Raw genomic sequence first — 13,169 nt, forward strand, 5'->3', positions numbered from 1 at the left:
TCGTGGCAGCCTCAAGCATTGGGCGCCACGGCCGTCCCGGCCCCGCGCCGGCGGATGGTGACGGGACTGACCACGGAGGTTCCGGCGTCGAACGCTTCTTGACGGTTCAGTTCAGGGCGGGCAACGTCAGGGAGGCCCGCAACTTGGAGAGCGGACGTCTTGGCACCCAGCACGACGAAGCCGTTGTCGGCGATCATGGCCAGATCGTCGGCCCCGGATTGGCCCTCACTGGTGAGATAGTCGCCGAGGAAGAGCGAGTTGGCCACATGGAGGGCCAGGGGTTGGAGCGTGCGCAGGTGCATTTCGCGCCCGCCGGCCATGCGTAATTCGGTGTCGGGGCAGGCGAAGCGAACCATGGCGAGGATGCGCAGGCAGTGGGCGGGGGAGAGCAGCCAGGTGCCTTCCAGCGGGGTGCCGTCGAAGGGCATGAGGAAGTTGACGGGGATGGATTCGCTGCCCAGGGCGCGGAGGGCGAAGACTGCGTCGATGAGGTCATTGTTGCTCTCTCCCATGCCCACGATCAGTCCCGAGCACGGCGAGAGGCCGGCGTCCTTGGCATGTTCCACGGTTTGCACGCGTTCGGCGAAGGTGTGGGTGGAGCAGATGTCGGCGTAGTTTTCTTCGCTGGTGTTCAGGTTGTGGTTGTAGGCGTCGGCCCCGGAGGCCTTCAGACGCTGGGCTTGGCCGTCTTTGAGGATGCCGAGGCAGGCGCATACCTCCACGGCGGGGTACTGCTCCTTGAGGTTGCCCACCATCCCGGCCACGCGGTCCACGTCGCGGTCGCTGGGGCCCTTGCCGCTGGCGACGAGGCAGACCCGGGAGGCACCGGCGCGGATGCCGGTGGCCGCCTGAGCGAGGGCATCTTCGGGTTTGAGCCAGGTGTATTTCAGGATTTGGGCAGCTGATCCAAGGCGTTGGGAGCAGTAGGTGCAGTCTTCAGGGCAGAGCCCGGATTTGAGGTTGACCAGGTAGTTCACTTTGACCGTGTTGGCGAAGTGGGCACGTCGCAGCCGGGCGGCGGCCGCGACCAGATCGAGCAGCTGATCATCGGTGGATTCCAGGATGGCGAGGGCTTGATCGCGGGTCAAGGTGGCGCCGTCGAGTTGGCGATCGGCGAGGTCTGTAAAGTAATTGAACACCGTTCAATAGTGGGGTGAGCTGTGGACATTGTCAATCACGGGCCCTGCTGATGGGGGAAGATGGAGGGGTGCTGCGGTGGCATGGGATTCTGGAAAGGGTGGGGCCAAGATGGCGTTGACGCGTGAGGCAATCGTGGAGACAGCCATGGAAATCCTGCGTGAGTATGGCCTAGCTGACTTGTCCATGCGCCGCTTGGCCCGTGATCTAGGGGTGCAGCCGGGCGCACTGTATTGGCATGTGAAAAACAAGCAGGAACTGCTCACCGTGCTCGCCGGACTGATCCTGGCACCCGTAGCAGCTCAGTCACCGGATAGCCTTCGCGAGCTGGCGGTGCGTGTTCGGGAAACGCTGCTGACGGTGCGGGACAGCGCCGAGGTGGTGGCACTGGCACACGCCCTGGATCCACGTTCCACGGCCCCGCTACAACAGTTTGGCGCACTGCTGGAAGGCGAAAAGCTCGCCGCGGATCAAGCCGAGTGGGCCGCCGAGGCGCTGCTTTCCTACGTTTTGGGTTCGGTGACCGATGAACAGACCCGGACCGGATTGACGGGCGCAGGATTGCTGGCTGATACGGAACGGGATGCTGGCAAAATATTCACCTTCGGACTGGATCTCATGCTGAGCGGGCTGGCAGCTAGCTGAACCACGCTGGGCCAATCCGAACCACTCAGAACCAATCCGCGGCTGGGCTTCGAGCGGGACGTGGTAGCTTTGCTCTTGGACACTGCACGGGGTGCCGCATCGCGGCTGAGAGCTAGACCCGTCGAACCTGATCTCGATAATCCGAGCGAAGGGATGCCGGTCCGGAATCAAGGACGAGAACGCCGTTTTTTGGTGTATATCTCGTAATTTTGTGCATCCTTTCGCGCTTCTGAAAGGTGCACACATGCTCATCAAAGACCAGATTGTTCTCATCACCGGCGCCGGTCGCGGGCTCGGCGTGGAGATTGCCCGCTCCTTTTCCCGTGAAGGCGCCCGGGTGGTGTTGAACTACCGCAACAGTGAAGCCGGGGCCCAGCAACTGGCCACCGAAATCGGCCCCGATCAAGCCATTGCGCTGCGTGCCGATGTCACCAAGAGCGATGACGTGGCAGCCATGGTCAGCGCCGCCGCCGAGCATTTCGGCGCACCCATCACCACCCTGATCAACAACGCCCTCCCGGACTTTTCCTTCAACGGAGACGCCAGGCCCAAGGCCAATGAGATTGGCTTTGCAGATTTCCAGGCCCAGTTCGCTGGAGTGGTGGGCGGGGCGCTGAACACCATCCAAGCCGTGCTGCCTGGGCTCAAGGAAGCCGGCTTCGGTGCCATTGTGAACATCGGCACCAACCTTTTTCAGAATCCGGTGGTCCCCTACCACGACTACACCGCGGCCAAGGCGGCTTTGCTGGCGTTGACCAGGACGTTCGCGGCCGATCTGGGACCGGCAAACATCCGCGTCAACATGGTCTCCGGAGGTCTGCTGCGCAGCACAGACGCTTCCTCGGCTACCCCCGAGCAGGTCTTTGACTTGATCGCCGGCGGGACACCGCTGCGCAAGGTCACCACCCCTGCCGAATTTGCTGACGCGGCCCTGTTCTTTGCTTCGCCGTGGGCACGGGCTATCACGGGACAAAATCTGGTGGTCGACGGCGGACTAGTGATGAATTAGGAGAGAGTGAAATTGGGGACGGACACCATGGAAAAGACACGAGAATTACACATCAACGCCTTCTTGTTTGGCACCGGACACCACACCATGGGCTGGCGGCATCCAGCATCCAGTGCCGATAGGGTCGGCAGCATTGCCTACTTCGAGGAGCTGGCCCAGCTGGCCGAAAGCGGCTTCCTTGACGCCGTGTTCTTTGCCGACGGGCACAGCGTGAACCGCCGGTATTCAGCAGGCGTTCCGGGGCTTCTTGAACCGATTACGGCGTTGAGCGCCATGGCCCGGGCCACCCACCACATCGGGCTGGTCACCACCGTGTCCGCCAGTTTTTACACGCCGTTCCACGCTGCGCGGATGCTGGCCTCGCTGGATCACATCAGTGGCGGCCGGGCGGGGGCCAATATCGTCACGTCCATGTTTGATGCTGAGGCCCAGAATCACTCAATGGCCGCACTTCCGCCCCATGCCGAGCGGTATGAGCGCGCCGACGAGTTTGTCCGGGTTCTCAAGCAGCTCTGGGATTCGTGGTCTGATGATGCACTCCCCCGGGACCGGGACAGCGGGACGTTCATCGATCCCGAGCACATTCGCCCCATCAATCATCAGGGCAAGCATTTCTCGGTGGCAGGTCCACTGAATGTTCCGCGCCCTCCCCAAGGCCGGCCGGTGCTGTTTCAGGCAGGATCTTCGGAATCCGGGCGGGACTTCGCCGCCCGCTGTGCCGAGGCCATTTATTCGGTGGCATGGGACAAGGAATCAGCGCTCGAGTTCGCTGCAGACATGAAAATGCGGCTGAATGAAGCAGGGCGCGGCGGCACGGGAGTTCCCATTTTGCCCGGCTTGGTCACCTATATCGGGGCAACTCAGACCCAGGCGCTGGAGAAGAAACGGGCCCTCGATGCGTACTTGGATATTGACGCAGCCATTGCGCAACTGGGCGTCTTCACGGGTCAGGATTACCGCACCCATGGACTTGATGAGCGGGTGGCGCCGCTACCGCCTGCTGAATTGTTCACAGGTCCGCAAGGGCGTTACCTGACGGTGCAGCGCATCATTGAGACGAAGCACCCAACGTTGCGGGAACTGCTGGGTTTCCTGGCTGCAGGCGGTGGCCATGCCACCATGATTGGCACGCCCACCGAGGTTGCGGATGAAATTCAGGAGTGGTTTGAGTCCGGCGCCTGCGACGGCTTCAACCTCATGTGCCCCGCCTATCCGCAATCGCTGACGGATTTCGTGGAGCTGGTGGTGCCCATCTTGCAGGAGCGCAGCCTCTTCCGGACCGCTTATCCAGGCAGCACCCTGCGTGAAACCTTGGGCCTTGCGCGCCCACCAGTCTGAGTAACCTCGCCTTTTTCACGTACGACGCCGGGAGCCCACCTTCCAGCGAAAGGTGGGCTCCCGGCGTCGAACCTTTTGAGAAAGAAGAGTCAGAGGGCAGCTGACTCCAATTCGGTGGTGTCCTTGCGGGGCCGCGATTTGGCGGCATTGGTCAGCAGGGACGCGAGAGCCACCACGACCAAAACCAGGATCATGGCGCCGCGCAGGCCGAACTCCTCGCCGAGGAAACCGAGCAAGGGCGGTCCTACCAAGAAGGCAGCGTAACCGGCGGTGGCCACGGCGGCCACGGCGGAGGTGGGGTCAGGGCTGTCGGCCGCGGCGGACAAGGTCACGGGGAAGCCCAAGGAGGCGCCCACACCCCAGAGCAACACTGCGGCGCCGGCGATGATCGGGTTGTCGGCGAAGACCACCAGCGCAATACCTGCGGCGGAGATCAGTGTGCTGGCGCGCAGGACGGTCGCGTTGCCGAACCGTTTCAGCAGCGGGGCGCCGAGGAACCGGCCAATGGTCATGGCGGCCGCGAAGCCGGCGAAAATTACGGAGCCGAGGGTGGGCGTGAGGCCGTGTCCGTCCACCATGAGCAGGGGTAGCCAGTCCATGGCGGATCCTTCGGCGAGCGCCAGGGCGAGGATGATCAGCCCGAGCATGAGGATGCGGGGTTCGCGCCAGGCATCGAGCCAGGATGTGCGGGGTTGCTGCATTTTTTCGTCGCGCGGGAGGCGGCTGACGCGGCCAGTTTCCGCCGAGATGAAGCGGGTCAAGGTAGCCAAGACGGCGGCACCGAGCAAGGCCACTAGGACCAATTGCCAGGTGACGGAGAAGTTGATGGCTGTCAGCAGGATGCCCACTACCGCACCAATCACGGTTCCCAGACTGAAGCAACCGTGGAGGGCGGGCATGACCGATTTCCCGGACAGTGTTTCCAGTGCCGCGCCTTCAATGTTGATGGCGATTTCCGAGACGCCAATGCCGAAGCCCACCAGTGCCAGTCCGGCGAAAACTCCGGCATGGTTGGACGCCCCCGCGAAGATGCCGATCATGGCGATGCCGATGATGAAGTTGGCTCCGCCCACCATTGCCGTGAATCGTACGCCGCGGCGGCGCACTACGGAGGCTGAGGAAAGCACACCGCTCATGGAACCTACGGAGAGGCCCAACAGCACCAGACCCATCTCGGCGGTGGAGGCGTCCAGAAGATCTCGCACGGCCGGAGTCCGGACCACCCACGATGACATGCCGTTACCGAACGTCAGCATGAAAGCGAAAATGGCAAGACGGCGCCGGGAGAAATCCGAGGGGGTTTTGGTCATGGTTACGATCCTATGCGGTCAGGGCATGCGGGGGCGGGGTTGCTTCGTGCCGGACTCCCCTGTCGAGCCACCTGGACCTACCCCGCCCTCACACTGCGTCGAGTATCACTGGTTCCCATACATGCAAAGTCCCCGAAGACTGAGAAGATTTAAGGGCAGCTTTTACCAATGGAGAACCCGTGAACACCTTGATCCAAAAATTCCTTGCCCTCTTTTCCGCTCCCAAGCCGTTGCCAGCAGAGGCGAGCGAAACTCGCATCGCGCTGAGCGGCATGCCTCTGGCCAGCCCCGAATACTTGCGAGAGTTTGCCCACCGCATCGGACTTGAAGTGGACGATCTCTCCCCTGCGGAGCAGACCGAGTTGAAGGCTCGTTTGGATCGTTCCATGGACTTCAGGGAGGAAAACTATGCCTTCCTTTATCACGAGGTTTACCAGCTGGGACATGGATATTCACTGGAGGACGCCAGCCGCGTCAGCGCCCAGATCAACAAGATCTCCTCGGAATCAGCCGCTAGGGCATTTCTGGATTACCGCGAAAACGCCGTTGCTGCCGAAGCCTTGATGGCAGCCGGTTCTCTCCTTAAGGAGGAGGGCGATACGGCCGCGGCAGAACGATTGTTCATGTTGGCTAACGCTCGCCGTCATCGCAGCTCACTGTTGGAGGTCAACCTGGCAGACACCTCAGCCACGGATTCTCCGGAAGAACCCGCAGAAGTGGTCGAGGCACCCAAAACGGCAGCCCTCGCCATTGTCGATAACACGTCCGACGACGAAGCCCACGGCACGGCCACCGACGCCACCGACGCTACCGACGCTACCGACGGCGAGGAACAAGCCACTGAGACGGAGAATTCAGGGCTTGAAGGGCTCATGCATGCTCCTGTTACAGAGAAGAAGAGCGCTAAATAGTCCACGGGTCATGGTATCCGGCCAAAGGTTTCAAAGGCATGTTGGACGATGAGCTCGCAGGCCGGCTGTTGTCCCGTTTTATGCTCCTGGTAGGCGACAGAGTCAGCCACCACACGGACACCGAGGATTCCGGCCTTGAGGGCTCCGGTTTCTCCCCCCTTCGTTTGTCCAACAGACATCGCTGCGTTCACACAACTCATCGAGCAGCTGCGCTCCAGAGGGGCAACCAGCGGAACCGTGGCGGGGTAGGTCCTCGATCCTTTTGATCGCCGGACTTGTGATATTTTCGCGTCCCGATGGACGGGAACCAAAAACGGTCGCAGTGAATCCTTGCCTCAACCCTCTCCCCCACCGAGCGAGGAGCCTGCAGACTTCTAGACAAACGAGAACTGGCTGCCGCACCATCTTCGGTGCGGCAGCCAGCTCCAGTGTGGGTTGCTGAGTCAGTGACCGGTATCGGTTGCGGCCTTCTTGGCCGCTTTCTCAGCGTCCTTCTGGGCACGGACTGCTTCCGCCTCGTCCTGCTCCTCAGCCTTCTCCTGGTGAATGACCTCCGCCAGCAGCTTCTCCATTTCCTTGGCTACGCCAGCAGCTGAGGCGGGGTTCTGACCTGTCACCAAACGGTCAGCCACCTCAACTTTCTCCTCGAAGACGTCAGCGAAGACGTGCGTGGCGCCCAGTTCCCCAAGTCTGTCAGCCAGGAAGAACGGGATGACTTTGTCCTTTCCTGCGGCAACTTCCTCATCGTTGGTGAAAGCTGCAACCTTACGGCCATTGACGAGGTGGATGCCGTTGGCCAATTTGACGTTCACCAGGCCGGCAGGACCGTGGCAGACAGCGCCCACCACGCCGCCGGCATTGTAGACACTGGCCACTAGGGTCTGCAGGCCTTCGCTGTCAGGGAAGTCCCACATGGTGCCATGGCCTCCCACGAGGTAGACGGCGTCGTACTGTTCGGGATCAACGACGTCGACAGAGGCCGTGTTGTACAAACCGGCACGCGTGGTCTCATCTTCCGTGAAAGCAACTTGGATGGGATCTGCCGAGTCCACCTCGTCACGAGGAGGTTGCCCGCCCTTGATGGACGCAAAATCAACGAAATGCCCGGAATCCTTGAAGACTTTCCAAGGATGCGCAGCCTCAGCCACATTGTAACCGGTCTTCTCGCCTGTATCGCCGATCTCGGAAACGCTGGTCAATACCATGAGGATTTTCTTCATGAAATGCTCCTTTCGTCCACTTTCCAGCCTAGTTGAGTCAGGCCAAGCTGTCCTGTTTGGATAAAAAGCTTCCGGAAGCTGCGCGCGCAAAATCGTTGCCGTCACAGCCAACGAGGGCCCTAATGGTCCTTGTCGCGAGATCGATTACATACCATCTTGATTCTCGCAACCCTGGCAAACGCAACAAGTCCACACCCTCCCCGCGAACGGTGCAACTCCGTCATCATCGACTCAATTTCGGGAGTTGAGCACATGGGACAGGATTTTTGCCCCAAAATTTGGCCTCGTGTCCCCTAATCAAGGGGTTGCATGCGTTCGGTGGGGCATGCGGCGAAGGGACTGGGCAGCTGAAACCAAAGATGCCGAGCCTTGCCGCCGTAGAACCTGCCAACGAGAGTTTCACAGGAGACTATTTCTGGGAGGTTTGCCTTGATCAAGAACCACGGCGGGGCGCCAGAATCTATCTGGACGTCCCGCCGTCGTTCTTCAGTCAGCCGTGGCTGGCAGGTGCCGAGCTAACCCGCTACACCGGCCAACAGGAAGATGACCACGGCAATGGCGAAGCCCATGACGCCGATCAGAGTTTCCATCACGGTCCAGGTCTTCAGAGTGGTCTTGACGTCCATGCCGAAGAAACGGCCCACCAGCCAGAAGCCGGAGTCGTTGACGTGGGAGACCACCACGGAGCCGGCTGCCACGGCGATTACCAGGGCGGCAACCTGCATGCCGTTCACACCGGCGATGGCCACGGCCGGGGCGATGAGGCCAGCGGTTGTGGTCAGGGCCACGGTGGCGGAACCCTGGGCGATGCGCAGGATGGCGGCGATCAGGAAGCCTGCCAGAATCAGTGGAATACCTAGGTCACCCAGAACATCGGCCAGTGCCGAGCCGATGCCAGAAGCGCGGAGCACACCACCGAACATGCCACCGGCGCCGGTGATCAGGATGACCGAACATACGGGGCCCAGCGAGGATTCGAGCAGCTTCTCTATGGCTCCGGCGTTCTGGCCGCGGCGGGTGCCCAGGACAAACACGGCCACCAGAACGGCGATCAGCAGGGCAACAGGGGTTTCACCGATGGTGCGCAGAACCTGGAACCACTGCTCGTTTTTGACCTCCTCGGACAGCACCCCGGAGGATGCCAGGGTGTTCAGGCCGGTGTTGATGAAGATCAGGACAAGCGGCAGGAGCAGCAGGCTGATAATGGTGCGGAAGCGCGGCGGGTTGGACTCGGCATCGGCGCTGGCCTGGCCCAGGATCGCCGGGACCGGAAGGACCAGCTTCTTGCCGGTCCACAGGCCGAACAGGTAGGCAGTGACGTACCAAGTGGGGATGGCGGTGATGAGGCCAGCGATCAGGACCAGGCCGATGTTGGCATCAAAGAAGGCAGCGGCGGAGACCGGGCCCGGGTGCGGCGGCAGGAAGATGTGCATCACGGAGAAGGCGCCGGCAGCCGGGAGGCCGTAACGCAGCACTCCCCCGCCCAGCCGGTGGGCCACGGCGAACACGACGGGCAACATGACCACCAGACCGGCGTCGAAGAAGATGGGAAAGCCGAAGATCAAAGAGGCGAGGCCCAGGGCTAACGGGGCACGCTTTTCGCCGAACACGCCGATCAGGTAGTCGGCCAGCACCTTGGCGCCACCGCTGGTCTCAACGATGCGGCCGAGCATGGCACCCAAGCCTACGAGGAGAGCCACGGTGCCGAGGGTTGTACCGAACCCATTGACCAACACGGGAACCACCTGGTTAGCGGGGATTCCGGTGGCGAATGCGGTGAGGAGACTGATCACGATCAGGGCGACGAGTGCATGCATCCGAAGCTTGATGATCAGGAACAGCAGTACGAAGATCGATGCCGCCGCGATGAGCAGCAGAGGTCCTGCGCCTAGCGTTTGGGTCCATCCTTCGATGACCATGGTTCTCCTTTGAACTGAACTACGTGGGGAGTGGGGAAATATTGGACAAGCTCGGTGGCCGAGCTCAGCGGGTACTGAGCTCGGTCTGAGCGGGAAGTGTGAGGCCAGCCAGCACAGCGGTGACGATCTCCGCCGGGGAATTGGAGATGTCCAGACGTAGGCTGCCGGCGGCAAGTTCGTTGGTGGTTAGCGGTTCAAGGGTGGCCAGCTGGCTGGGCAGGAGCGTGGGCGGCATAAAGTGGCCCTCGCGGCCCTGCATGCGCTGGCCAATCAGCGCGGCGCCGCCGTCGAGGTGGATGAACAGGACCCGGCCCTTTGCTTCGGAGAGCAGCTTGCGGTAGCTCTGCTTGAGCGCGGAGCAAGTGAGCACGGTGCTCCTCCCGGCCGCGGCATGGGCGGTCATCCAGGCCTGAATTTCCCGCAGCCAGGGCCATCGATCCTCGTCCTGTAGGGGAATGCCCCGGGTCATCTTCTCGATGTTGGACTTCGGGTGGAACTCGTCCGCTTCGGCACATGCCCAGCCAAGCTGCTGGGAAAGAGCTGCCGCAATGGTGGACTTGCCGGAACCGGCAACGCCCATCACCACCAGATGTGTGGCTGAATACTGCATGTATCAACTCCGAAGAAGACGCCGTTGGCCAATGAAGAACGTTCGTTGCGCAACTCACAAGAAAGTCCGCCGAAAAATAAGGTATCACCATTTCTGTCGATAGATACTATCTTTTGGTGTCACAAGTCATACCTTTGCAAATTTCTAGGTACGATCGAAGGGCGCGCAAGCGCAGAGGAAAGCAGGGAAGATGTCGACGGCGACAGTACCGAACGCGGATAACGCGCACGACGGCGGGGCCTCCCCCGCTATGCATGAACGCGTTCTCGAGGCGGTTGGCTCCGCCATCGCTGCAGGGACCCTTCCGCCGGGCAGCCGGCTGACCCTTGAGGGCCTTCAGCAGGAGTTCGGCGTTTCCCGTACCGTTTCGCGGGACACCATGAAGGTCCTGGAGTCCATGAACTTGGTGTATTCGCGTCGGCGGGTGGGCATCGTGGTCCAGGAGCGCAGGCTGTGGAATGTCTTTGATCCCGAGTTGGTGCGCTGGCGTCTGGGCTCTGCCCAGCGCGATATTCAGTACAGCAGCCTCACGGAGTTGCGCATCGCCATCGAGCCCATTGCGGCTGCCGGAGCTGCCCGCCGGGCGAGCGCGGCGGAACGGGCCAGGCTGGTTTTCTTGGCTGCAGAGTTGAGGCGGCTTGGCGAAGTCGGCGAGCTCGAGGCGTTCCTGGCGGTGGACATCGAGTTCCACAGCTTGCTGCTCGAAAGCTGCGGCAATGAGATGTTCACGGCACTCGAAGGCATGGTGGCCGAGGTGCTCACCAGCCGAACCAAGCAGGGCTTGATGCCTTTCAAGCCACGGAACGAAGCTTTGCAGGCCCACGAGGATGTTGCGGCGGCGGTGGCCCGCGGTGACGCTGTCATGGCGGAGACCGCCGTCCACCACATCCTGAACGAGGTTCGGAACGCGATGGGCCTGCGCTGACTCCGCTACTTTGCGGGACGATTTTTGAACCATCATCTTCATTCCGCTCGCCGCACGGCTCAGGCTGATTCTCTTGCGAAGGTGCCCCGTGGCGGAACATGCGCCCTCCGTGATGCCAGACTCTTGACGGTTTCAACCGCTGCGGCATTCGAACCGACGACCCCCGCTGTCGCCTCTATCGTCAATTTCGACTTGCCAAAAGTCATTCTTGGCCTTTGTCGGCGCGAAAGGCGCGCAACAATGGATGGTACTGAACAGGTGACAGTTGTCACCCAATTTAATGAGTTTCTAATGAGTCGGTTGTATCCGTGCCGCACTATGGATAAGGCTAAGGATAAGCGTCACGATCAATCCGCTCACCTCACCACTCGGGACGGTTTCTTCAGCGGGGCGCCCAGCGGCGAAATACCTAGAGCCTTGGCTACAACGTGGTATTCATTCACACGGCCAACATCAGTGAGACATTGATCGGCGAAGGAGATGATGTGGCCACCCGGCTGCACATATTTGGTTAGTACACGTTCGCGAGTAACTCCGTCCGTTCCGCGAATCGACACCCACCGTGGACGCCAATGGACGAACTCCGTTCCAGGTCCTGAACCAGTCCAGGTCGGGTATCTTCCTGGATCATGCATCACCGATAGTCACCTTCGACCGATTTCGCTCGGCACGTAGACGCCGTGACCTTCGGTCGGCATCTCACCGAACCGTTCATCCCGAGTTTATCGATTGCGAAAGGTGCTGGGAAGCGTTTCGGCCGGGGGATGGCTCGGCGTGATCCGAGCTAAGGTCACTGTGACGAATGGTGCTGGCGGGGCAACTCTACCGATCGCTGTGATCCACGGCAATGTTCCCTGAATCTTACGGAATTGGCAGATCCCGTTCTGCGAGGTAGCTGGTATCGAGGCCACGTCGACTTTGCACAGAGCGCGCCGGCAATTGTTTGCAGCTTGGCACCCCACCTATCCTGGGTTCACGTCGGAACCTCATCCAGGCGAGGGCGCAGACTCCCGCACCACCAAACGAGTGGGCAAAATGATAGGACTCGGGCTCTCGCCTTCAATCAGGCGCATTAACATCATTGCCATCTCAAGTCCGAGGGCCCTAATCGGTTGGCTTACCGTGGTCAGGGTCGGTTCTGTCTGCTGAGCAATAGCCAGGTCGTCGAATCCCACAACCATGACATCCTCTGGGATGGAACGTCCGTGAGCCTTCAAAACACGAATCGCGGCCGCCGCCATGTTGTCCGAACCGACAAAAACTGCGTCGAGGTCAGGGTGATCGTCCAAGAGTTTCGTCATGGCTTGGACACCGCCTTCACGGGTGAAGTCGGCCTCTGCGATCCAGTCGGAAGCAAGACCGACGACAGCCATGGCGTCTGCGAAGCCCCTGTATCTGGCGACAGAGGCTTCCAAATCCATGGGGCCGATGATGGTGGCAATACGTCTGCGCCCGGCGTTTAGAAGATGCTCTGTGGCAAGTCGTGCGCCGCCTCGGTTGTCCGCGTCGACGTACCAACGTGGCTCCATACCCAGTGTGCGGCCACAGAACACGATGGGGAGGTCAGTCGCCGCGAGTATCTGGTTCAGCGGGTCGTCTTTGCGCATGGCCAAGACCATCACTCCATCCGCACGGCGGGACCGTAACAGCCGTTCCAGACGTATCGGGCCATCATCCGGAGATGCGAGCATCAGCGTCAAATCAAGGTCAGTCTTCTCCAGGGCTGTGGCAATCCCCACGATGATCTGGGAGAAGAATGGGTCGGCAAAGAAGGCTGGGTCCTCATTTGAGACGACCAGAACCACGGAGCCTACTTTGCTTGTGGCGAGTGCGCGGGCCGTCGCGTTGGGAAAATAACCTAGTTCCTGAGCAGCTTTCATGACGGCGCCACGCTTGACCGGACTGACATGCGGCGCGTTGTTCATGGCCCGCGAAGCCGCGGAACGTGACACCCCGGCGCGGAGTGCTACCTCGTCAAGCGTTGGCCTCGTTTGTGGTTCATGGGACTGACGCTGAGGTGCGACCTTGGGGCGTGGCTCTGAAGGTTCGCTCGTGGATTCTTGCATGGCTTGAAGTCTACTGCCACGCTTCTGTCCCCTGCACGAGACACCTCGCCCCCGAGACCGTCGAGGTCTCAGGGGCGAG

Annotated in this window: 11 protein-coding genes and 1 riboswitch; of the genes, 5 read left to right on the forward strand and 6 right to left on the reverse strand. The window is 61.1% G+C overall.

Annotation, left to right across the window (positions count from 1 at the left end; translation table 11 throughout):
- Positions 1-11: 11 nt before the first annotated feature.
- The gene (bioB, locus tag AB0P14_RS03430) at positions 12-1,139 is read right to left on the reverse strand and encodes a biotin synthase BioB (protein WP_363837735.1); all 1,128 of its coding nucleotides are present in this window, start codon (positions 1,137-1,139) and stop codon (positions 12-14) included.
- A gap of 76 nt (positions 1,140-1,215) precedes the next feature.
- Between bioB and AB0P14_RS03435 the strand changes: the two genes are divergently transcribed.
- The 3 genes from AB0P14_RS03435 to AB0P14_RS03445 all read left to right on the forward strand — a co-directional run bounded on the left by AB0P14_RS03435 (position 1,216) and on the right by AB0P14_RS03445 (position 4,129).
- Positions 1,216-1,782 carry a TetR family transcriptional regulator gene (locus AB0P14_RS03435; RefSeq protein WP_363837738.1) on the forward strand — a complete coding sequence of 189 codons (567 nt, stop codon included), beginning with the start codon at positions 1,216-1,218 and terminating at the stop codon, positions 1,780-1,782.
- A gap of 77 nt (positions 1,783-1,859) precedes the next feature.
- Positions 1,860-1,953: riboswitch (TPP riboswitch) on the forward strand.
- A gap of 73 nt (positions 1,954-2,026) precedes the next feature.
- Positions 2,027-2,791, forward strand: coding sequence for a 3-oxoacyl-ACP reductase (locus AB0P14_RS03440; RefSeq protein WP_363837741.1), 765 nt, complete (start codon positions 2,027-2,029; stop codon positions 2,789-2,791).
- A 27-nt stretch (positions 2,792-2,818) separates the two neighbouring features.
- Complete coding sequence (locus tag AB0P14_RS03445; RefSeq protein ID WP_363837744.1) at positions 2,819-4,129, forward strand: LLM class flavin-dependent oxidoreductase; 1,311 nt, start codon at positions 2,819-2,821, stop codon at positions 4,127-4,129.
- Positions 4,130-4,218: 89 nt separating this feature from the next.
- On the opposite strand, the gene AB0P14_RS03450 is transcribed toward AB0P14_RS03445, so the two are convergent.
- Positions 4,219-5,439, reverse strand: a complete 1,221-nt coding sequence (locus AB0P14_RS03450) for an MFS transporter (RefSeq protein WP_363837747.1) — start codon at positions 5,437-5,439, stop codon at positions 4,219-4,221.
- Positions 5,440-5,618: 179 nt separating this feature from the next.
- On the opposite strand from AB0P14_RS03450, the gene AB0P14_RS03455 reads away from it, so the two are divergent.
- Complete coding sequence (locus tag AB0P14_RS03455; RefSeq protein ID WP_363837750.1) at positions 5,619-6,350, forward strand: hypothetical protein; 732 nt, start codon at positions 5,619-5,621, stop codon at positions 6,348-6,350.
- Positions 6,351-6,793: 443 nt separating this feature from the next.
- On the opposite strand, the gene AB0P14_RS03460 is transcribed toward AB0P14_RS03455, so the two are convergent.
- The 3 genes from AB0P14_RS03460 to AB0P14_RS03470 form a co-directional block, all read right to left on the reverse strand.
- Entirely contained in the window at positions 6,794-7,570 is a 777-nt protein-coding gene (locus AB0P14_RS03460) for a type 1 glutamine amidotransferase domain-containing protein (protein WP_363837753.1), read from the reverse strand.
- A 515-nt stretch (positions 7,571-8,085) separates the two neighbouring features.
- A complete protein-coding gene (locus AB0P14_RS03465; protein WP_363837756.1) occupies positions 8,086-9,489 on the reverse strand; it encodes a GntP family permease in 1,404 nt (467 codons plus the stop codon).
- A 64-nt stretch (positions 9,490-9,553) separates the two neighbouring features.
- Complete coding sequence (locus AB0P14_RS03470; RefSeq protein ID WP_363837758.1) at positions 9,554-10,099, reverse strand: gluconokinase; 546 nt, start codon at positions 10,097-10,099, stop codon at positions 9,554-9,556.
- 190 nt (positions 10,100-10,289) lie between these two features.
- Between AB0P14_RS03470 and AB0P14_RS03475 the strand changes: the two genes are divergently transcribed.
- Positions 10,290-11,024 carry an FCD domain-containing protein gene (locus tag AB0P14_RS03475; RefSeq protein WP_363837761.1) on the forward strand — a complete coding sequence of 245 codons (735 nt, stop codon included), beginning with the start codon at positions 10,290-10,292 and terminating at the stop codon, positions 11,022-11,024.
- Positions 11,025-12,010: 986 nt separating this feature from the next.
- On the opposite strand, the gene AB0P14_RS03480 is transcribed toward AB0P14_RS03475, so the two are convergent.
- On the reverse strand, positions 12,011-13,090 hold the full coding sequence (locus AB0P14_RS03480; RefSeq protein ID WP_363837763.1) for a LacI family DNA-binding transcriptional regulator: 1,080 nt from the start codon (positions 13,088-13,090) through the stop codon (positions 12,011-12,013).
- Positions 13,091-13,169: the final 79 nt, after the last annotated feature.

Origin of the sequence: Specibacter sp. NPDC078709 (assembly GCF_040686795.1) — a bacterium.
Lineage (GTDB): Bacteria > Actinomycetota > Actinomycetes > Actinomycetales > Micrococcaceae > Specibacter.

Excerpts from the sequence above, each read along its gene's own strand:
- AB0P14_RS03440 (WP_363837741.1), top strand. The coding sequence starts at position 2,027 with ATGCTCATCAAAGACCAGATTGTTCTCATCACCGGCGCCGGTCGCGGG.
- AB0P14_RS03445 (WP_363837744.1), top strand. The coding sequence starts at position 2,819 with ATGGAAAAGACACGAGAATTACACATCAACGCCTTCTTGTTTGGCACC.
- AB0P14_RS03450 (WP_363837747.1), bottom strand. The coding sequence starts at position 5,439 with ATGACCAAAACCCCCTCGGATTTCTCCCGGCGCCGTCTTGCCATTTTC.
- AB0P14_RS03460 (WP_363837753.1), bottom strand. The coding sequence starts at position 7,570 with ATGAAGAAAATCCTCATGGTATTGACCAGCGTTTCCGAGATCGGCGAT.
- AB0P14_RS03465 (WP_363837756.1), bottom strand. The coding sequence starts at position 9,489 with ATGGTCATCGAAGGATGGACCCAAACGCTAGGCGCAGGACCTCTGCTG.
- AB0P14_RS03470 (WP_363837758.1), bottom strand. The coding sequence starts at position 10,099 with ATGCAGTATTCAGCCACACATCTGGTGGTGATGGGCGTTGCCGGTTCC.
- AB0P14_RS03475 (WP_363837761.1), top strand. The coding sequence starts at position 10,290 with ATGTCGACGGCGACAGTACCGAACGCGGATAACGCGCACGACGGCGGG.
- AB0P14_RS03480 (WP_363837763.1), bottom strand. The coding sequence starts at position 13,090 with ATGCAAGAATCCACGAGCGAACCTTCAGAGCCACGCCCCAAGGTCGCA.